Origin of the sequence: Bosea sp. Tri-49 (genome assembly GCF_003952665.1) — a bacterium.
Taxonomy (GTDB): domain Bacteria; phylum Pseudomonadota; class Alphaproteobacteria; order Rhizobiales; family Beijerinckiaceae; genus Allobosea.
In genome coordinates this window covers 1066992-1086061 of sequence record NZ_CP017946.1, presented here as the reverse complement: position 1 = coordinate 1086061, position 19070 = coordinate 1066992, and the positions used below count along the sequence as shown (strand labels likewise).

Here is a 19070-nt window from a genome sequence, read left to right as displayed (position 1 = left end):
GGATTCGGGCGGGAGGATGATGACATGACGGGGCAGCTGATCGGATCGCTGATCCTCTGGCTGATCGTGGCGGTGATCATCATCGCCATCGTCGTCTATCTGGTGAACTGGCTCTACCGCCGGTCATCGAAGGAGGTCTCCTTCGTCCGCACCGGCCTGTTCGGCGAAAAGGTCGTGATCAATGGCGGCGCCTTCGTACTGCCGATCATCCACGACGTCACGCCGGTCAACATGAACGTGCTGCAGCTCGCGGTGACGCGGGCGAGCAACGATGCACTGATCACCCGCGACCGGATGCGCGTCGACATCGACGCCGAGTTCTATGTCCGGGTGAAGCCGGAGCGGGAATCGGTCTCGGTCGCCGCGGCCACGCTCGGCCGGCGCACCCTGCAACCCGACCAGCTCCATGCCCTCCTGTCGGGCAAGTTCATCTCCGCTCTCAGGACCGTCGCTTCCGAGATGACGATGGAGGAGATGCACGAGCAGCGCGGCGCCTACGTCCAGCGCGTCAAGGATGCCGCTGCCGAGGCGCTCGACCAGAACGGCCTCGTGCTGGAATCGGTCGCGCTCACCGACCTCGACCAGACCGACCTGCAATACTTCAACCCGTCCAACCGCTTCGACGCCGCCGGTCTGACGCGGATCATCGAGGAGATCGAGGACAAGCGGAAGCTGCGCAACGACATCGAGCAGGACTCGATGATCCGCATCCGCACCCGCAATCTCGAAGCCGAGCGCCAGGCGCTCGATATCGAGCGCGAGAGCGAGACGGCTCGTCTCGAGCAGCAGCGCGAGATCGAGATCAAGCGCGCCATGCAGCGCACCGAGGTCGCCCGCGAGCGCGCCATCCGGGACACCGAGGCCGAACAGGCCCAGATCACCTCGCGCGAAGAGATCGAGAAATCACGCATCGCCAACGAGCGCGGGATCAGCGAGGCGCGCATCGCTTCGGAGCGGGATATCCGCCAGCAGGAGATCGCCCGGACGCAGGCCGTCGAGGAGGCCGAGATCGCCGCGCGCGAGCATGTCGAGAAGGCGCGCATCGCCAACGAGCAGACGATCAACGCCGCCCGCATCGCCTCCGAACGCGAGATCAGGCAGCAGGAGATCGAGCGCACCAGGGTGCTGGAAGCAGCCGAGATCGAAGCGCGCGAGTCGACCGAGAAGGCGCGCATCCTGCAGGAGACCGCAGTGAGCGCCGAGCGCATCACCCGCGAGCAGGAAATCCGCAACCGCGAGATCGAGCGCACCCGCACGCTCGACCAGGAAGACATCGCGGCGCGCGAGGCGGTCGAAACCTCGCGCATCGGCCAGGAAGAGCGCGTGCGCGCCCTCCAGATCGCCCGCAACAGAGCGCTGGACGAGGCTGAGATCAGCGCGCGCGAAGCGGTCGAGAAGGCAAGGATTGCCCAGGAGGACACGATCACGGCCGACCGGATCGCCCTCGATCAACGCAAGAGCCTGCTTGAGATCGGGCGCACCGAAGCGATCGACACCGCCGAAATCTCTGCCCGCGAAGCGACCGAAGCCGCCCGCATCGGCCAGGAGAAAGCCGTCGCGGCCGGGCGCATCGCCGCCGAACTCGCGACCAAGGGGCTCGAGATCAAGCGCAATGCCGAGCTCGACACCGCCGAGCTGAAGCGCCGCGACGCGGTCGAACGCCAGCGGATCGCAACCGAGCTCGGTCTCGACGAAGAGCGGATCAATTCGAGCAAGACCCGCGAGATGCTGCAGATCGCCCAGAAGAAGGCAGTCGAGGTCGCCGAGGAAGAGCGCGCTATCGTGCTCGCCGCCAAGAAGGTCGAGCGCGCCGACGCCGACAGGACGCTGCGCCAGGCCGAGATCACCGCGCGCCAGCAGGTCGAGACCGTCGACATCGCCCGCGAGCAGGCGCTGGAAGCGGTGCGGATCGAGCGTCGCCGCGCCCTGGAGCAACTGGAAATCGCGCGGAACCAAGCGCTGCAGGAAGCGCAGATCGTCTCGAACGAGGAGGTCGAGCGGGCCCGCATCTCCTCCGATCGCGGACTCGACGAGGCCCGCATCGGCCGCCAGCGCGAGCTGCGCAAGCTCGAGATCGGGCGCGAGCGCGAGGTCGAGGCGGCCGCCATGGACAAGGCGATCGCGCTCTACGCCAAGTCGCTGGAGGAATCGGCAGCGCAGGTCAGTGCCGAGATCGCCCGCGCCAAGGCGGTCGAGGCCGAGGAGAAGGTCAAGACCGTCCGCGAGAGCGAGAGCGCGCAGCGGCGCAAGACCGTCGAGATCCTGCTCGCCGAGAAGGCCGCCGAAGAATCTCGCATCGCATCCGAGGCCGAGAAGGTGCGCCGCGCCGTCGATGCCGAGGCGCAGAAGCTGCTCTACGAGGCCGAGAACGTACTCAGCGACGGCGCCCGCTACGGGCTGTTCCGGCGTCGCCTGCTCGACAAGATCGAGGGCATCGTGCGCGAGAGCGTCAAGCCGATGGAGAAGATCGAAGGCATCCGCATCCTTCATGTCGATGGGCTCGCCGGTGCGGCCAGCGGTGCCGGTGGCGCCGCACGCTCGCCCACGGACGAGGTCATGGAGTCGGCGCTGCGCTACCGGGTCCAGGCGCCGATGATCGACCAGGTTCTGAAGGAGATCGGCATCGAGGGCGGCAATCTCGCCAAGATGGGCGGGCTGATGCGCGAGGCCTCGGACATGCAGCGCGTCGCCAAGGAAGCGCAGCCGGCCAAGCCGAAGGACGGTGGCGGTGACGCTGCCCCCGAAGGCGGCGGCCGCTCTGGCTCCGGCAAGAAATCGTGAGGCGCTGAGCGATGGCCCGCGTCTACGTTTCCAGCGTCATCGCCGCCCCGGCCGCCAAGGTCTGGGCCAGGGTGCGCGACTTCAACGGCCTGCCGAACTGGCATCCCCGCATCGCCGAGAGCCGGATCGAGAATGGCGAGCCGGCCGACAAGGTCGGCTGCATCCGCGCCTTCTCGCTGCGCAGCGGCGATCGTCTCCGCGAGCAGCTGCTCGGCCTCTCCGACTACGACATGTTCTGCACCTATTCGATCCTGGATTCGCCGATGCCGCTGACCAATTACGTCGCGACGCTCAGGCTGACGCCGATCACCGACCAGGAGCGGACCTTCATCGAATGGTCGGCCGATTTCGACTGCGCGCCGGACAAGGAGGCCGAGATCGTCGCCGGCATCGGCACCAACGTCTTCCAGGGCGGCTTCGACGCCCTCAAGCGCGCCTTCGGGGGATAGTCATGCCCCATGTGGTCCGCAGCACGATCATCGATGCGCCGGTGGACCGGCTCTGGTCGGTCCTGCGCGACTTCAACGGGCATGACCGCTGGCACCCGATCGTGGCGCGAAGCGAGATCGAGCGTGCCTATCCGCCCGACCGGGTCGGCTGCATCCGGCGCTTCGTGCTGCGCGACGGCAGCGAATTACGCGAGCAATTGCTGACCCTCTCCGACCTCGAAATGACCTTCAGCTACTGCCTGCTCGATACGCCGATCCCGCTGTTCAACTACGTCGCCCATGTCCGATTGCTGCCGGTGACCGACGGCAATCGCAGCTTCTGGCACTGGGAAAGCCGCTTCACCACGCCGCCCGGGCGGGAAGCCGAACTCGCGAGGCTCGTCGGCGACGAGGTCTACACCAACGGCATCGAGGCGGTGCGCCGCCTGCCCGCGATCGTCGGCGAGGAGGCCTGACATGCTCGACCTGCGAACCTGCGCCAGCCTGTCGGAAGCCGCCGGCATCCTCTCCGGCGATCGCCAGGCGCTGCTGATCGGCGGCGGCACCTTGGTGATGCGCGAGGTCAACGAAGGCCGGCTGACCGAGGGTACGCTCGTGCGCGTCACCGATCCGGCCTTCCGCCAGATCAGCGCCGGCGGCGCTCGCGTCGAGCTCGGCGCCGGCGTGACCATGGCAATGCTGCTGGCCAATCGCGACCTTGCCTATCTCCATGCGCCTGCACGCGGCATCGGCGGGCCGCCGGTCCGGACGATGGCGACGATCGGCGGCAATCTTTTTGCCGGGACGCCCTATGGCGATTTCACCGTGGCGCTGCTCGCCCTCGATGCGCAGGTCGTGCTGCAATCGGGCTATGGCTCGGGCCGGGCGGTATCGCTGGAGGATTTCCTGAGCGCGCGCGAGCGCGGCGGCCAGGGCCTGGTCACCGCGGTTCAGTTCGCCAGACCGCAGAACCCGGCCGAGCTTCATTTCCGCAAGATCAGCCGGGTCAAGCCGAAGGGCATCTCAGTGCTCTCGATCGCAGCCTATCTGCCGCTTTCGGGGGGCCGCGTCACGCAGGCGCGCGTCGCCTATGGCGCGATGGCGCCGACCCCGATCCGCGCCCGCGGCGTCGAGCGGGCGCTCGACGGCAAGCCGCTCGACCAAGCGGCGATCCAGGCGGCGAAGCAGGCGGCGCTGGAAGGCTGCCGCCCGGCGACCGACGCGATCGCCAGCGAGTGGTACCGGCGCGAGATCCTCCCCGTCCATCTCGGCCGGCTGCTCGCCGGCGAGCCGCGCTGAGGAGGCGCGCCATGGCCAAGCTCCCGGTCCAGTTCCGCCTCAACGGCAGCGATCGCGCCACTTTCGTCGATCCTGCGAGCAATCTGCTCGATACGCTTCGGCGCGGGCTCGGCGATTTCGGCCCGAAATATGGCTGCGGCCAAGGCACCTGCGGCGTTTGCACCGTGCTGGTCGACGGCGAGCCGCAGCTCGCCTGCCTGACGCTCGCGGTCGCCTGCGAGGGCCGCCAGATCGAGACCACCTCCGGCATGGCCGATGGCCCGAACCTGCATCCGCTGCAGGACGCGTTCATGGACCACTTCGCCGCTCAATGCGGCTTCTGCACGCCGGGCATGCTGACCGCGGCGCGAGCGCTGCTGGCGAAGAACCCGCAACCGAGCCGCGAGGAGGTCGTCGAGGCCATCAGCGGCAATATCTGCCGCTGTACCGGTTACGAGCCGATCATCGCCGCCATTCTCGCCGCAGCGGACGCGCCCGGCGCGCGCCGGGCCTGAAGAAGGAACCCGCCATGCTCGAGATGCGCAAGGACCTGTTCGCCGACGAGCGCGACGACAATCTCAACGTCGTCGGCAAAGCCTTGCAGCGCCAGGACATGCCCGGCCATGTCACGGCGCGCACCCGCTTCTTCGACGACCACGCCTTCGACGGCATGCTGCATCTCAAGGTCGTGCGCAGCCCGCATCACCATGCCCGCATCCGCGCGATCGATACCTCGGCCGCCGAGCGCGCGCCCGGCGTCAAGCGCGTGCTGCGCGGCGCCGATGTGCCCGTGAACAAGAACACGCTGCTCAGCCTGATCAATTTCGGCAAGGACGACGAGCCGGCGCTGGCGGTCAGCAAGGTCAGCTACAAGGGCGAGCCGATCGTGGCTGTACTCGCCGACAGCGAGGCGCAGGCGCAGGCGGCCTGCAAGCTGGTCCGGATCGACTACGACCCGCTGCCGGCGGTGTTCGACGTCGAGGAGACGCTGAAAGCCGGCGCGCCGGTGGTCAACGAGACCTATCCCGGTAACTACTTCGAATATCACGAGCGCTTCGACCATCAGAAGCTGCGCTTCGGCGATGTCGAGCGCGGCTTTTCCGGCGCCGACATCGTGATGGAGCATCGCTACCAGATGTCGCCGATCGAGCACGCGCCGACCGAGACCAATGGCTCGATCGCCGCGCCCGAGCAGAACGGCCGCTATGTCGTGCATTCCTGCGCACAGGGCCTGTTCTTCGCGCTGGGCACGACGGCCAAGATCGTCAATGTCGAGTCGAACCAGCTGCATTTCATCGGCGGCACGGTGGGAGGCGGCTTCGGCGGCAAGGTCGACTCACTGACCGAGCCGCTCGCCGTGCTCGGCGCCATGCTGACCGGCCGGCCGGTGCGCTTCGTGCTCGATCGCGAGGAAGAGATGCTCTACGGCTCCCCGCGTGGGGCCGAGCGCATCTACATCAAGGACGGGCTGATGCGCGACGGGCGGATCGTCGCCCGCCATATCCGCAGCTATTTCGACGCCGGCGCCTATACCCGCCTGTCGAGCTACGCCGCGATCAAGTGCACGGCGCATGTGCCGGGACCGTACTGGATCCCGAACGTCACCTCCGATATCTACGTCGCCTACACCAATCGCTGCCCGTCCACCGCGATGCGCGGCTTCGGCGTCACGGCGGTCGACTTCGCGCTCGAGGTCCAGATGGACCGCCTCGCCGAGGCCGCGAACATGGACCCGATGGAGTTCCGGATTCTCAACGCCTATCGCGATGGCGACATGAAACCGCATCGGCGCGCCGCCAAGAACACGGCGCTGGTCGAATGCGTGCAGGTCGCGGCCGAGAAGGCGAACTGGCCACTGTCGGCGCAGGCGAAGAATGCCTCCTCGCTGATCGGCGGCGGTGCCGGCGAGCGCGCGCAGATCCCGGCGACCCAGCTCGACGCCCGCGGCCAGATCGGCCGCCCCGATACGCGCAGCGGGCCGGTGACGCAGGTGCTGTCGGCCGGCACGAGCCGGATCGCGCCCAGCAAGCAACCGGTGATGGAAGGCGCGCGCGACGGGCGCGCCGCGCCGACGCAGGTACCGCGCTACGAGCCGCCACGGCCAGCAACCGCGGTGCCGCCTCCGACCTATCAGCCTGCGCCACCCCCATCCTATCAGCCGGCCGGTTCACATCCGGCCCCGCCCGCCTACCAGCCGCCGCCCGCTCCCCCTGCCCCGCCGCCGGCCGTACCGGCGCAGACGCAGCACGGCGCGGTGCGGTTTTCCTCGGTCTTCGGCACGAGGAGGCGCTGAGATGGCTCGTCACGAAGGCCGCGGCATGGCCTCGGTCAACTACCCGATCGGCATGAACTTAGGCGGCGATCCGAGCCAGGCGCTGATCCATTCCAATCCGGACGGCAAGTTCACCGTCGCGCTCTCCGCCATCGATCTCGGCCAGGGCATGAAGCAGGTCTCGCGCCAGATCGCGGCCGAGACGCTCGGCGTTCCCGTCGAGGACGTCTATGTCGACACCGCCGACAGCGACACCGGCCCGCACGACATGGGCTCCTTCGCCTCGCGCGGCACCCATCGCATGGGCAACGCCATCATCGTCGCTGCCCGCGAGGCACGCGGCGTCCTGCTCGAAGCCGCGGCCGAGGAGCTCGAGGTCAACGCCGCCGACCTCGTCACCGACGGGCGCGGCAACATCCATGTCCGCGGCGCGCCCTCGCGCAGCATCACGGTCAAGGCGACGGCGCAGGCGGCGCAGTTCAAGCAGGGCAAGACCATCGCCGGGCGCGGCATCTTCCTGATCCCGCTCTCGGCCGTCGATGCCGAGACCGGCGAGATGAACCCGAACACCGCCTTCGCCCATGCCTGCCTCGTCGCCGATGTCAGCGTCGACGACGAGACCGGCGAGGTCGAGGTGCTCAGGATGACCAGCGCCTATGAGCTCGGCCGCGTCATCAATCCGCGCATGGTCGAGCAGCAGCTCGTCGGCGGCGCCTGGATGGGGATCAGCCACGCATTGTACGAAACGCCGGAACCCTACTACCCGAGCCCCGAACACGGCCCGCGTGACTTCAACGAATATCTGATGCCCGGGCCGGGCGACATCGCGCCCTATCACGTCACCGTCCTGGAACGGCCGGCGCCCGATGGGCCGTTCGGCGGCAAAGGCCCCGGCGAGATGTGCGCGAACCCGGTGCTGCCGGCGGTCGCAAACGCCGTCTACAACGCCATCGGCGTGCGGGTCGACGAATTGCCGATCACGCCGGAGAAAATCCTGCGCGGCATCAAGGCCAATGGCGGCGTCAAACCGGGCCCACGGCGTGGCGGCCCGGTGAACTGGCGGTGACGCGATGGCGCTGAGGACGACCGTCGCCGGCATCTCCAGCCCCGAGGACCTCGCCGAGGCCCTGCAGGCGGCGATGTATCTCGCCGATGACGGCATCGCGACGGCCGGCTATCTCTCGCTCGCGCTCGGCAAGCCGCTGCTGCTCGAAGGCGCGCCCGGCGTCGGCAAGACAGAGGCCGCCAAGGCGCTCGCCGGCATTCTCGGGCGCCGGCTCATCCGCCTGCAATGCTTCGAGGGCATCGACGCGGCCGCCGCGCTCTACGAGTGGAACTATCCGCGCCAGATGCTCGCCATCCGCCAGGCGAAGGACGGCGAGCAGCTCGACATCTATCGCGACGACTTCCTGATCGAACGGCCGATGCTGACGACGCTGCGGCGGCCGGAATCGACCGTGCTGCTGATCGACGAGATCGACCGCTCCGACCATGAATTCGAGGCCTTCCTGCTCGAATTCCTCTCGGATTTCTCGATCTCGATCCCCGAGCGCGGCACGCTGCGCGCAGCCGAGCGGCCGGTCGTGATCCTGACCTCGAACCGCACCCGCGAACTGCACGAGGCGCTCCGCCGCCGCTGCGTCTATCACTACATCGCTTATCCCGAGCCGGAGCGCGAGGCGCAGATCATCATGCTGCGCTCCTCCGCCGTCGCCGAGAGCACGGCCCGCGCGGTCGTTCAGGCAGTCGGATTGCTGCGGCAGGAGCCGCTCGCCAAGCCACCAGGCGTCGCCGAGGCGGTCGACTGGGCCGAAGCCGCAACGGCGCTGGCGCAGACCGGCGCACCCTGGCCGGAGGCTTTCCGCCGTTCGCTCGGCGCCGCGATCAAGGACGAGGAAGACCTCGCGCATTTGCGCCCGCGCCTGCCGCTCTTCATCCCGGGGCTGGCGGCATGATCGCGCCCCTCCCCGCCGCCGCCCGGCTCTTCGTCGCCTTCCCAGCGCTGCTGCGCGAGCATGGCATCGCGGCCGCGCCCGAGCAGACGACCAGCTTCCTGATGGCGGTCGAACTGCTCGGCCCGCGCAGCGTCGCAGATATCCATAGGGCCGCCACTGCGACGCTCGCGCCCCATCCCGAACAGCGCGAGCGCTTCGATGCGCTGTTCGACCTGCATTTCCTCGGCGGGGCGCTCGCCGAGCCGGGCGATGACGATTTCGCACCGGACGAAGACATCTCGATCCAGGAGGATTCCGGCTCGCGCGAGGTGCTGATCGGCGAGGAGGTCAACGAGACTGGCCAGGCCGCGACCGGGGCCGAGGCTCTCTCGATCCGCCAGCTGAAGACGCTCGACGACAGCGAGACCTTGCGCCGCTTCGGCCGGGCATTGCCGGCCGCCCTGCCCCGTCGCCGCGGCTATCGCCATCGGACCGCACGACGCGGGCCGATGGTCGACCTCGCCCGCAGCCTCAAGGATGCGATCCGCCATGACGGCGAGGTGATGAGCCTGAAGCGGCTCCGGCGCGTGACGCGGCCGCGGCCGATCCTGCTGCTGATCGACGTCTCCGGCTCGATGAAGCAGCGCAGCGACGCCAATCTCGCGTTGGCGCACACGATCGTCCACGCGACCCGGCAGGTCGAGGTCTTCACCTTCGGCACGCGGCTGACCCGCGTGACGCGGGCGCTCAGGCGCAAGCGCCGCGAGCAAGCGCTGGCAGAAGCCTCCGGCCTCGTCGCCGATTGGGATGGCGGCACGCGCATCGGCGACGCGCTGCAAGCCTTCCTCGCGGTGCCGCGCTTCGCTGCTTACGCCCGTGGCGCCGTCGTTGTCGTGCTCTCGGACGGTCTCGAACGCGGCGATCCATCGGCGCTGGTCACAGCGGTCGCAAGGCTGGCCCAGCGCGCCCATCGCATCGACTGGCTGACGCCACTGGCGGCCGATCCCGGCTACCGGCCGGAAACAGAGGCGCTCAGGCTGATCGCGCCGCGCCTCGCCAGCCTCTCGGATGGCGCCAGTACGGCGCGGATCTGCCGGCGCATCCTGTCACTCGGAGGCACGCAAGCGGCATGACCGGTCTCGTCGATTCCCATTTCCACATCTGGCGGCAGGCGGATCTGCCCTGGCTGCTCGGCCCGATGCAGCCGCGCATCTTTGGGCCCTATGAGCCGATCCGGCGCGACTATCCGATCGCCGAATATCTGGGCGACTGCCAACCGGCGCGCGTGACCGAAGCCGTCTATGTCCAGGCCAACTGGGCGACCGATCGATATCTCGACGAGGTGACCTACGTCTCGCAGGCGTCGGACGAAAGCGGCTTCCCGATCGCCATCGTCGCCTATGCCGACATGCTGGCCGGCGATGTCCGCCCTCAGCTCGACCAGCTCGCGCGCAACAGCCGGGTGCGCGGCGTGCGCATGCAACTGCATTGGCACGAGAACACGCTCTACCGGTTCGCTAGCGGGCCCGATCTCGCACGCGATCCCAGGCTGATCGCCAATGTCGGGCGGTTGGCCGAGTACGGCTTCAGCTTCGACCTCCAGGTCTTTGCCGGCCAGATGGCGGGCGCGGCCGAGCTCGCCGCCGCCTGTCCGGGCGTGACCTTCGTGCTCCAGCACGCCGGCATGCTGGAGGACCTGTCGCCTGAGGGCATCGCCGCCTGGCGTAAGGGCATGACGCTGTTGGCAGCGCAGCCCAACATCACCAGCAAGCTCTCGGGCCTCGGCACTTTCCTGCGCCGGAACGATCCCGAGCAGATCGTCATCATCATCGGCGATACGCTTGCCCTGTTCGGCGCGGAGCGCTGCCTGTTCGGCTCCAATTTCCCGATCGAGAAGCTCTGGACGACCTACGCCGAGCTGATCGAGGCGCATCGCGCGGCGGTGCCGCAAGCGGCGCAGGCCGCCGTGTTCAACGAGACTGCAAGGCGGGTCTACCGCCTCGGCCAATAATCAAGAGGAGGACGTTCATGGCCCTCGAAATCAAGATCCTCGACTATGGCGATATCGAGCTGGAATCGAGCTTCCTCGTGCTCGGCCGCGATTGCGGCCGCACCCGCCGCGTGCCGACCTACGGCTTCCTGATCCTCGGCGGTCCCTGGCCGGTGGTGGTCGACACCGGCTACCGCCACAACCAGATCATGGAGAGCCTCGGCATGCGCGGCCTCCAGTTCCACGAGAACATGATCGAGAACCAGCTCGCCAAACACGGCGTGCGGATGGGCGATGTGCGATATGTCATGCACACCCACCTCCATATCGATCATGCCGGCAAGGACGAGCTCTTCCCGATGAACACCACGGTGCTCGTCAACCGGCGCGAGCTCGAATACTCGGTCTCCGGGCTGATGCACCCGCAATATCCGGCGCCCGACATCAAACACCTGATCGACCGCCTGCACACGCGCGACGCGCTGCGCTTCGAGGACCTCGAATTGTCGGGGATGATCGAGCTCTTCCCCGGCTGCTATCTCGAAGCGGCCGGCGCCCATACCGAAGGCTCGATGAACGTCCATGTCGATACCAATGAAGGCCGCGCCATCATCTGCGGCGACGTGATCTACGACTTCAACGACCAGATCGTCTCGCCCTTCCACGAGCTGCACGCCAACGAGCCGCGCACCACCGGCAATCACGGCGTCTCCAAGCGCGAGGAGAAGGCGGCGATCAAGAAGCTGCTCGCCAACGGTGCCTTTCTGCTGCCGGTCCACGACAAGCCGGCCAAGATCGCCCATGGCCAGGTCGTCGGCCGCATGGACATGGCGGTGCCCGGGCCGGTGGTGCAGTCGCTGCCGGCCCGCAACTGGTTCGCGGCGTGAGTGCCCTCGCTGTCATTCCGGGGCGCGGCGAAGCCGCGAGCCCGGAACCCATGACCACGACCGGGCAGAACGGCGTGAACGACGGTATCCTCCTCCGGAAAGGGCGTGTTCATGGGTTCCGGGCTCAGGCCTGCGGCCTGCCCCGGAAAAACAGTGGAGAGGTCTGCGCTTCTCTCTTCCGTATTTCGCAATCGGTATCCCGATGACTACTCACACCGCCGTCCAGCCCGGTTTCGCCGACCTGATCGACCTCTGGGCGCCGGTGCGCCAGCTCGGCACCGGCTTCGAGTTCTGCGAGGGCCCGATCTGGCATCCGCAGGGACAGCACCTGCTGTTCTCGGACATGCCGGGCGATGTCCGGCGCCGCTGGGACGGAAACGGCGTGCGGGAGGTCAGGCGGCCGGCGAACAAATGCAACGGCATGACCTATGATGCCGCGCTCGACCTGATCGTCTGCGAGCACGCGACCTCGTCGCTGGTGCGCGAGCGCCCGGACGGGCGTAGCGAGGTCATCGCCTCGCATTTCGAGGGCATGGAGCTCAACAGTCCCAACGACGTCGTCGTGAAGTCTGACGGATCGATCTATTTCTCCGATCCCTGGTATGGCCGCATGCCGGTCTTCGGCGTCGAGCGGCCGCGCCAGCTGGGTTTCCAGGGCGTCTATCGCATTCCCCCTGAAGGCGGCGCGCCGCAGCTCCTGGTCGACCGCTACCTCTTCGACCAGCCGAACGGGCTATGCTTCTGCCCCACGGAAGACCGACTCTTCGTCAACGACACCGTACAGCACAATATCCGGGTCTTCGACATCAAGCCGGATGGCCGGCTCGGCTCCGGCCGCATCTTCGCCTCAGGCATCGTCGGCTCCGAGCCCGGTGTCCCCGACGGGATGAAATGCGATGCGCAGGGCAATATCTGGGTCACCGGCCCCGGCGGTGTCTGGGTCTACTCGATCAAGGGCGAGCTGATCGGCAAGCTGCGCGTGCCCGAGCTCGTCGGCAACCTCACTTGGGGCGGTCCGGACTGGCGCACGCTCTTCCTGACCGCGAGTCATTCGCTCTATGCGGTCGAGACCAAGGTCGGGCCACGCCTTGAGCCCTACATGAAGGCGGGCACTACCGACACCGGGAGTTCGAGCCATGGCCGCGCTGCGGCAGAGCGGCCGGCCGCAGACATCGTCCCCGCAGCTTCTGTCGCGGCAAACGGCACGAAGAAGGTCGCCTCCGGCTACCGGCTCGATCCATCGCGCTGTGCCCTGATCATCCAGGACATGCAGAACGATGTGGTGATGGAGGGCGGCGCCTTCGCCGGCTCGGGCTCGCCGGAGCATTGCCGGCAGCAGAACGCGATCGCCAACGGTTCGCGCCTGGCGCAGGCGGCGCGCTCGCGCGGCATCCCGGTGATCCATGTCTGGTTCATCGTCGAGGCCGGCGCGCCTGGCGTAACCATGAACGCCCCGCTGTTCGAAGGACTTGCCGACGCCAAGGCGCTGGTGCGCGGCACCTGGGGCGCGGCTCCCGTGCCCGGCCTGGAGGCGCAGAGCAGCGACCATGTCGTCGAGAAGCAGCGCATGAGCGCCTGGGAAGGCACAAGGCTGGAGACGGTGCTGAAGGCGCTCGGCCGCGACATCGTCATCGTCACCGGCGCCTGGACCAACATGTCGATCGAGCACACCGCCCGCACCGGCGCCGACAAGGGCTATTTCATGGTGGTGCCGGAGGATGCCTGCTCGACGATGAACGCCGAATGGCACACGGCCTCTGTGAATTACGCGCTGCAGAATGTCTGCGTCGTGACGGATGTCGATGCAGTCATCGCCGCGACCGCCTGAGCGGCTGTCCGGACATGGCGGTGGTGGCGACTCCCGCCTGTCGTTCCAAGCTTGCGTCCTCAGCGACGAGACGCTGAGCGTGAAGGAGGATGGCGTTCAGATTTCGCTCGGAGCCGGAGCGCGGCTTCGCTGCAATTGCCCGACGAGCGGCCAGGCTATGGCGAGGAGCGCCAGAGCCCAGAGGATGATGCTCGTCGGGGTCGAGAACAGGATCTCGTAGCCGCCATCCGAGAGCGACAAGGCGCGGCGGAAATTGTCCTCGAGCAGGCGGGCGAGCACGAAGGCCAGCAGCACCGGGATCAACGGAATGCCGACCTTGCGCAAGGCGTAGGCGAGGATGCCGATGGCGGTGGTGATGATGAGCTCGAAGGCCGAATTGGAGACGGCATAGACGCCGGCATAGGACAGAGCGAGGATGCCTGGGTAAAGGATCCAGGCGGGGATCAGCAGCAGCCGCGCGAAGAGCCCGACCAGCGGCAGGTTGAGCACCAGCAGCATCAGATTGCCGATATACATCGAGGCGATCAGGCCCCAGGCGACCTCCGGGCGCTGCGTAAACAACAGCGGGCCGGGCGTGATCGAGTACATCAGGAAGGCGCCAAGCATCACCGCCGTCGTGCCCGAGCCGGGGATGCCGAGCGCCAGCATCGGCACCATCGAGCCGGTCTGCGCAGCATTGTCGGCGGTCTCCGGCGCTGCAAGGCCGCGCATGTCGCCCTTGCCGAAGGAGCCCTTGTCGGAGACCCGTTTCTCGGCGGTGTAGGCCATGGCGGAGGCGACCGAGGCGCCGGTTCCGGGGAGCACGCCGAGGAAGAAGCCGATGCCGGTCGCCCGCAGCATCGCCGGCACGCAGAACATGACCTCTTTCAGTGTCAGCCGGACCCCGTCGCCAGTACGTGAGATCACGCCGCTGAGCATCCCTTCCGCCAGAACGAGAATCTCGGCGACGGCGAAGAGGCCGATGGTCAGGCTGGTGAAGTCGATGCCGCCAAGCAGCTCGAGCGAACCGAAGGTGAAGCGCTCGACGCCGCTGCCGCCATCGATCCCGACCATGGCAAGCAGCAGGCCGAGAGCAACCGCGATCCAGGTTTTCACGGCCTTGCCTTCGCCCATCGTCCCGAGCAGGGCGAAGGACAGCACCATCAGCGCGACGTAGTCCGCCGGTCCGAAGGACAGCGCCAGCCGGGCCAGCGGCACGGCGAGGAAAGTCATCAGGATGACGGCGCTGGTGCCGCCGACGAAGCTGCCGATTCCGCTGATCGCGAGCGCCGCGGCCCCCCGCCCGGCTTTGGCGAGCGGATAGCCGTCGAGCGTGGTCATCACCAGCCCGGGATCCCCGGGGATATTAAGCAGGATCGAGGAGATGCGTCCGCCATAGCCGCTGCCGTAATAGAGCCCGGCGAGCAGGATCAGCGCCGTCTCGGGCGGCAGTTTCAGCGCGAAGCATAGCGGCAGCAGCAGCGCCACGGCATTGATCGGCCCGATGCCCGGCAATGCGCCGATCGCGGTGCCGAGCGCGACGCCGGCGAAGGCGACCGTCAGGTTGAGCGGGGTGAGCGCGACCTGGAAGCCGGCCAGAAGGGCGGAGAAAGCGTCCATCTAGATCCCCAGCGGCCCGCGCGGCAGCGGCAGGTCGAGCAGCTTGTCGAGCAGCACGAAGAAGACCAGGGCCGTCGCGATCGCGGATACGGCGGCCGGAAGCGGTCTGGCATGGAAGGCGAGCGAAGCTGCAAAACACAGCAGCGCCGTCGCCAGGATGAAGCCGAGCGGCAGGAGCAGGAGCGGATAGATAAGGCTAGACACGAGCACCGCGAGCGCCCGCGGCCAGGCGCCGAACTCCAGCTCCACCCGACCCGGACGGATCGCGAGAATACAGCCGCCGAGCGCCAGCACGGCGCCGATGATCGTGGGAAAGAGCCGCGGGCCGACCGGATCGGCGGCGAACGGCACGTGCAGTGTCTGCGCGTGCCAGATCGCCCCGCCACCGAGCAGGATGCAGATCAATCCGACCAGACGGTCGATCATGGCGTCATTGCCTTGGCTTCGAGGGTGGTTACGGCGCTATTTGGCGAGACCGACCTCGATCGCCAGCGCGCGGAAATCGGCTGTCCGCTTCTTGGCGAAGGCGTCGAAGTCCGGCCCGATCATGTCGAACTCGAACAGCCCCTGCTCAGTGCGTGCCTTCTGCCAGCGCGGGTCGGCGTTGAGCTTGGCGAGGATGCCCGTCCAATAGGCGTAGGACGCTTCCGGTGCCTTCGGCGGCGCGTAGAAGCCGCGCACGATCGGCCACTGCACGTCGTAGCCCTGTTCCTTCGCGGTCGGCACCTCAGCGAAGGCCCCAGGCAGGCGCTTGTCGGAGAAGGTCGCCAGCAGGCGAATCTCGCCGGCCTCGAGTTGGCCGCGGACCTCCGAGGCGTCACCGGGGAAGAGGTCGATATGGCCGCCGATCAGGGCGCCGATCGCCTCGCCGCCGCCTTCATAGGACAGATAGCGCATCTTGCGCGGGTCAACGCCGGCGGATTTCAGCACCAGCGCCGGCTTCATCCAGTCCTGGCTGCCGACCGTGCCGCCAGCCCCAACCTTGACCGAGGCGGGATCCTTCTTCAGCGCCTCGACGACATCGGCAAGCGACTTGAACCGGCTGTCCTTGCGTACGGCGAGCACGCCGTAATCGGCGCCGATCGCGCCGAGCCAGCGCACATCGGATTCATTGAAGCGGCCGAACTTGCCCTGGGCGAGATTGACCCAGGAGCCGGTCGAGACCGCCACGATGACGTTCGGATCGGCGGCGCGCTGCGCCTGGATGTTGTTGTAGGCGACCGCACCGATGCCGCCCGGCATATTGGTGGTGCGGATCGACGGGCCGACCAGCCCGGTCTCGTTCAGCACGCGGCTGGTCAGCCGGCAGGTCAGGTCGAAGCCACCGCCCGGCGCGGCGGGCGCGATGCATTCGGGGTTCTGGGGCTGGAACTGCTGCGCCTGTGCGGCTGCCGACAGCATGACGGCGCAACAGACGGCGATCGATGTCCTCATCAGGTTTCCTCCGGCACTTTGTTCTTGTCGTTGGCGATCGGCTTTATCCGGACACGCGCCGGAACCAAGGATGCGGCCAACCAATTATTGTCGACAATTTTTAGATTAAGGATCCGATCATGCTTGTCAAACGCCATTTGTGATGCAATTTGTGTCGACAATAAATGTCGATCGCGGAAGGCGGTCGGTTCAATGCGAGGAATGGCCGGACGATGGCGAGCTTCAACAACAATGAACGGCCGGCACCGGACGGCGTACTGGTCGACATCGCCGATTATGTCCTGAACTACCGCGTCGACAGCGGCCTCGCCTACGAGACCGCCCGCAACTGCCTGATCGACACGCTCGGCTGTGGGCTCGAGGCGCTGGAATACCCGGCCTGCACCAAGCTGCTCGGCCCGGTCGTCCCGGGCACCATCGTGCCGAACGGCGCCCGCGTCCCCGGCACGCCCTTCCAGCTCGATCCGGTCCAGGCCGCCTTCAACCTCGGCACGATGATCCGCTGGCTCGACTTCAACGATTGCTGGCTGGCGGCGGAATGGGGCCATCCGTCCGACAATCTTGGCGGCATCCTCGCCGTGGCCGACTGGCTGTCGCGGACCGCGGTCGCCGCTGGCCGCGCGCCGCTGAGCATGCGCGACGTGCTGACCGCAATGATCAAGGCCCATGAGATCCAGGGCTGCCTGGCGCTGGAGAACGCCTTCAACAAGGTCGGTATCGACCATGTCATCCTGGTCAAGGTCGCCTCGACGGCGGTGGTTGCCGGCCTGCTCGGGCTGAGCCGCGACGAGATCGTCAATGCGCTGTCGCTGGCCTTCGTCGACGGCCAGGCGCTCCGGACCTATCGCCATGCGCCGAATGCCGGCTCGCGCAAGAGCTGGGCGGCGGGCGATGCCACGAGCCGGGCCGTGAAGCTCGCTTTGATCGCCCAGACCGGCGAGATGGGCTATCCCTCGGTGCTGACGGCGAAGGTCTGGGGCTTCTATGACGCCTCGTTCCGCGGCCAGAGTTTCAAGTTCCAGCGACCCTACGGCTCCTATGTGATGGAGCACGTGCTGTTCAAGATTTCCTACCCGGCCGAGTTCCACTCCCAGACCGCGGTCGAAGCGGCGATGACCGTGCATGAGCAACTGCGTGCAGCGGGACGCAGCAGTGACGACATCGCCTCGATCAGGATCAGGACCCACGAGGCCTGCATTCGCATCATCGACAAGCGCGGCCCGCTGCATAATCCGGCCGATCGCGACCACACCATCCAGTACATGGTCGCCGTGCCGCTGATCTTCGGCCGGCTCACCGCTTCCGACTACGAGGACGACGTCGCCGCCGATCCGCGCATCGATGCGCTGCGCGACAAGATCGAGTGCGTCGAGGACCCCGCTTTCACCCGCGACTACCACGACCCCGACAAGCGCTCGATCGCCAACGGCATGACCGTGACGCTGAAAGACGGCACGGTGCTGCCCGAGCTCGTGGTCGAGTACCCGATTGGTCACAAGCGCCGCCGCACCGACGGTATACCGCTGCTCGAAGCCAAGTTCCGCACCAATCTCGCCCGCCGCTTCGTCGAGAAGCGCCAGCGCCGGATTCTCGACGTCTCGCTCGATCAAGCGAAGCTCGAGGCGATGCCGGTCCACGACTACGTCGATCTCTACTGCAGCTGAGTGGCCATGCCCTATCTCGTCGCCTCCGAACTGCCTTCCGAGCCGGCCGGCCAGCGCTTCCGCTCGCTGGTCGAGCGTGGCGGCATCCTGCGCCTGCCCGGCGCCCATAACGGCATGGCCGCGCTGCAGGCCAAGGCCGCCGGCTTCGAGGGCTTGTATCTCTCGGGCGCAGCGATGACCGCGTCGATGGGCCTGCCCGATCTCGGCATCATCACGGTCGACGAGGTCGCCTTCTTCATCCGCCAGATCGCCCGCGCCAGCGGCCTGCCGCTCTTGGTCGATGGCGACACCGGCTATGGCGAAGCGCTCAACGTCATGCACATGGTGCGCGTCTTCGAGGAGGCCGGCGCCGGCGCCGTCCATATCGAGGACCAGCTGCTGCCGAAAAAGTGCGGCCACCTCAACGACAAGAAACTCGCAGATGCCCATGATATGGCGGCGAAAGTCGCCGCCGCTGCCAAGGCGCGCCGGCATCTTTATGTGATTGCCCGCACCGATGCTGCGGCGAGCGAAGGCATCGACGGCGCGGTCGCTCGCGCCAGGCTCTATCTCGAAGCCGGCGCCGATGCGATCTTCCCGGAAGCGCTGAATACGGCCGAGATGTTCCGCGAGTTCGCCAAGCGCGTGCCCGGCGTGCCGCTGCTCGCCAACATGACCGAGTTCGGCCGCACGCCCTTCTTCACCGCCGACGAGTTCGAGGCGATGGGCTACCGCATGGTGATCTGGCCGGTCTCCTCGCTGCGCGTCGCCAATAAGGCGCAGGAAAAGCTCTACGCCGCGCTCGCCCGCGATGACGGCACGCACGCCATGGTCGAGCAGATGCAGACACGCGCCGAATTGTACGGCGCGATCGGGCTGCACGACTACGAGGCGCTCGACGCCTCGATCATCGAAACGATCATCCCCGAGGGGATGCCGCAGCGCGAGCGCAGCGCATGACGACGACGACGGCAGCCGGAGAGATCCTGCTGCCTG

At 67.5% G+C, this 19070-nt stretch carries 17 protein-coding genes; 14 read left to right on the top strand and 3 right to left on the bottom strand.

Translation table 11 applies throughout. The features are described 5' to 3' along the window. The first annotated feature begins 24 nt into the window (after positions 1–24). The 12 genes from BLM15_RS05400 (at position 25) to BLM15_RS05345 (ending at position 13398) form a co-directional block, all read left to right on the top strand. On the top strand, positions 25–2781 hold the full coding sequence (locus BLM15_RS05400) for a flotillin family protein (RefSeq protein WP_126111074.1): 2757 nt from the start codon (positions 25–27) through the stop codon (positions 2779–2781). A gap of 11 nt (positions 2782–2792) precedes the next feature. Beyond that, positions 2793–3230: an SRPBCC family protein gene (locus BLM15_RS05395; RefSeq protein WP_126111072.1), complete on the top strand. Its 438-nt coding sequence runs from the start codon at positions 2793–2795 to the stop codon at positions 3228–3230. A 2-nt stretch (positions 3231–3232) separates the two neighbouring features. After that, positions 3233–3685, top strand: a complete 453-nt coding sequence (locus tag BLM15_RS05390) for an SRPBCC family protein (RefSeq protein WP_126111070.1) — start codon at positions 3233–3235, stop codon at positions 3683–3685. Between the two features lies 1 nt (position 3686). Next, positions 3687–4508: an FAD binding domain-containing protein gene (locus BLM15_RS05385; protein ID WP_126111068.1), complete on the top strand. Its 822-nt coding sequence runs from the start codon at positions 3687–3689 to the stop codon at positions 4506–4508. Between the two features lie 11 nt (positions 4509–4519). Beyond that, positions 4520–5002 carry a (2Fe-2S)-binding protein gene (locus tag BLM15_RS05380; protein ID WP_126111066.1) on the top strand — a complete coding sequence of 161 codons (483 nt, stop codon included), beginning with the start codon at positions 4520–4522 and terminating at the stop codon, positions 5000–5002. A gap of 14 nt (positions 5003–5016) precedes the next feature. After that, entirely contained in the window at positions 5017–6780 is a 1764-nt protein-coding gene (locus BLM15_RS05375; protein ID WP_126111064.1) for a xanthine dehydrogenase family protein molybdopterin-binding subunit, read from the top strand. 1 nt (position 6781) lies between these two features. Next, positions 6782–7825: a xanthine dehydrogenase family protein molybdopterin-binding subunit gene (locus BLM15_RS05370; protein ID WP_057191444.1), complete on the top strand. Its 1044-nt coding sequence runs from the start codon at positions 6782–6784 to the stop codon at positions 7823–7825. Between the two features lie 4 nt (positions 7826–7829). Next, complete coding sequence (locus BLM15_RS05365; protein WP_126111062.1) at positions 7830–8714, top strand: AAA family ATPase; 885 nt, start codon at positions 7830–7832, stop codon at positions 8712–8714. Further along, positions 8711–9826 (top strand): vWA domain-containing protein, encoded by a 1116-nt coding sequence (locus BLM15_RS05360; RefSeq protein WP_126111060.1) that lies wholly within the window; start codon positions 8711–8713, stop codon positions 9824–9826. The genes BLM15_RS05365 and BLM15_RS05360 overlap by 4 nt, the downstream gene beginning before the upstream one ends. Then, on the top strand, positions 9823–10704 hold the full coding sequence (locus tag BLM15_RS05355) for an amidohydrolase family protein (protein WP_126111058.1): 882 nt from the start codon (positions 9823–9825) through the stop codon (positions 10702–10704). Before BLM15_RS05360 ends, BLM15_RS05355 begins: the two co-directional genes overlap by 4 nt. A 17-nt stretch (positions 10705–10721) precedes the next feature. Continuing rightward, positions 10722–11570, top strand: a complete 849-nt coding sequence (locus tag BLM15_RS05350) for an N-acyl homoserine lactonase family protein (RefSeq protein ID WP_126111056.1) — start codon at positions 10722–10724, stop codon at positions 11568–11570. Between the two features lie 202 nt (positions 11571–11772). After that, on the top strand, positions 11773–13398 hold the full coding sequence (locus BLM15_RS05345) for an isochorismatase family protein (RefSeq protein WP_126111054.1): 1626 nt from the start codon (positions 11773–11775) through the stop codon (positions 13396–13398). A gap of 96 nt (positions 13399–13494) precedes the next feature. On the opposite strand, the gene BLM15_RS05340 is transcribed toward BLM15_RS05345, so the two are convergent. From BLM15_RS05340 to BLM15_RS05330, 3 genes are read right to left on the bottom strand one after another with little or no spacing between them, the layout of a single operon-like run. Continuing rightward, on the bottom strand, positions 13495–14997 hold the full coding sequence (locus tag BLM15_RS05340; RefSeq protein WP_126111052.1) for a tripartite tricarboxylate transporter permease: 1503 nt from the start codon (positions 14995–14997) through the stop codon (positions 13495–13497). Then, positions 14998–15423, bottom strand: a complete 426-nt coding sequence (locus BLM15_RS05335; protein ID WP_126111050.1) for a tripartite tricarboxylate transporter TctB family protein — start codon at positions 15421–15423, stop codon at positions 14998–15000. A 36-nt stretch (positions 15424–15459) separates the two neighbouring features. Continuing rightward, entirely contained in the window at positions 15460–16431 is a 972-nt protein-coding gene (locus tag BLM15_RS05330) for a tripartite tricarboxylate transporter substrate binding protein (protein ID WP_126111048.1), read from the bottom strand. Positions 16432–16643: 212 nt separating this feature from the next. On the opposite strand from BLM15_RS05330, the gene BLM15_RS05325 reads away from it, so the two are divergent. Together BLM15_RS05325 and prpB are read left to right on the top strand one after the other, a co-directional pair. Next, positions 16644–18095, top strand: a complete 1452-nt coding sequence (locus BLM15_RS05325) for a bifunctional 2-methylcitrate dehydratase/aconitate hydratase (protein ID WP_126111046.1) — start codon at positions 16644–16646, stop codon at positions 18093–18095. Between the two features lie 6 nt (positions 18096–18101). Next, the gene (gene prpB / locus BLM15_RS05320; protein WP_126111044.1) at positions 18102–19034 is read left to right on the top strand and encodes a methylisocitrate lyase; all 933 of its coding nucleotides are present in this window, start codon (positions 18102–18104) and stop codon (positions 19032–19034) included. Positions 19035–19070 lie beyond the last annotated feature (36 nt).

What these genes read in the sequence shown, in the direction of transcription:
- BLM15_RS05400 (WP_126111074.1), top strand. Translation starts at nt 25, where the DNA reads ATGACGGGGCAGCTGATCGGATCGCTGATCCTCTGGCTGATCGTGGCG.
- BLM15_RS05395 (WP_126111072.1), top strand. Translation starts at nt 2,793, where the DNA reads ATGGCCCGCGTCTACGTTTCCAGCGTCATCGCCGCCCCGGCCGCCAAG.
- BLM15_RS05390 (WP_126111070.1), top strand. Translation starts at nt 3,233, where the DNA reads ATGCCCCATGTGGTCCGCAGCACGATCATCGATGCGCCGGTGGACCGG.
- BLM15_RS05385 (WP_126111068.1), top strand. Translation starts at nt 3,687, where the DNA reads ATGCTCGACCTGCGAACCTGCGCCAGCCTGTCGGAAGCCGCCGGCATC.
- BLM15_RS05380 (WP_126111066.1), top strand. Translation starts at nt 4,520, where the DNA reads ATGGCCAAGCTCCCGGTCCAGTTCCGCCTCAACGGCAGCGATCGCGCC.
- BLM15_RS05375 (WP_126111064.1), top strand. Translation starts at nt 5,017, where the DNA reads ATGCTCGAGATGCGCAAGGACCTGTTCGCCGACGAGCGCGACGACAAT.
- BLM15_RS05370 (WP_057191444.1), top strand. Translation starts at nt 6,782, where the DNA reads ATGGCTCGTCACGAAGGCCGCGGCATGGCCTCGGTCAACTACCCGATC.
- BLM15_RS05365 (WP_126111062.1), top strand. Translation starts at nt 7,830, where the DNA reads ATGGCGCTGAGGACGACCGTCGCCGGCATCTCCAGCCCCGAGGACCTC.
- BLM15_RS05360 (WP_126111060.1), top strand. Translation starts at nt 8,711, where the DNA reads ATGATCGCGCCCCTCCCCGCCGCCGCCCGGCTCTTCGTCGCCTTCCCA.
- BLM15_RS05355 (WP_126111058.1), top strand. Translation starts at nt 9,823, where the DNA reads ATGACCGGTCTCGTCGATTCCCATTTCCACATCTGGCGGCAGGCGGAT.
- BLM15_RS05350 (WP_126111056.1), top strand. Translation starts at nt 10,722, where the DNA reads ATGGCCCTCGAAATCAAGATCCTCGACTATGGCGATATCGAGCTGGAA.
- BLM15_RS05345 (WP_126111054.1), top strand. Translation starts at nt 11,773, where the DNA reads ATGACTACTCACACCGCCGTCCAGCCCGGTTTCGCCGACCTGATCGAC.
- BLM15_RS05340 (WP_126111052.1), bottom strand. Translation starts at nt 14,997, where the DNA reads ATGGACGCTTTCTCCGCCCTTCTGGCCGGCTTCCAGGTCGCGCTCACC.
- BLM15_RS05335 (WP_126111050.1), bottom strand. Translation starts at nt 15,423, where the DNA reads ATGATCGACCGTCTGGTCGGATTGATCTGCATCCTGCTCGGTGGCGGG.
- BLM15_RS05330 (WP_126111048.1), bottom strand. Translation starts at nt 16,431, where the DNA reads ATGAGGACATCGATCGCCGTCTGTTGCGCCGTCATGCTGTCGGCAGCC.
- BLM15_RS05325 (WP_126111046.1), top strand. Translation starts at nt 16,644, where the DNA reads ATGGCGAGCTTCAACAACAATGAACGGCCGGCACCGGACGGCGTACTG.
- prpB (WP_126111044.1), top strand. Translation starts at nt 18,102, where the DNA reads ATGCCCTATCTCGTCGCCTCCGAACTGCCTTCCGAGCCGGCCGGCCAG.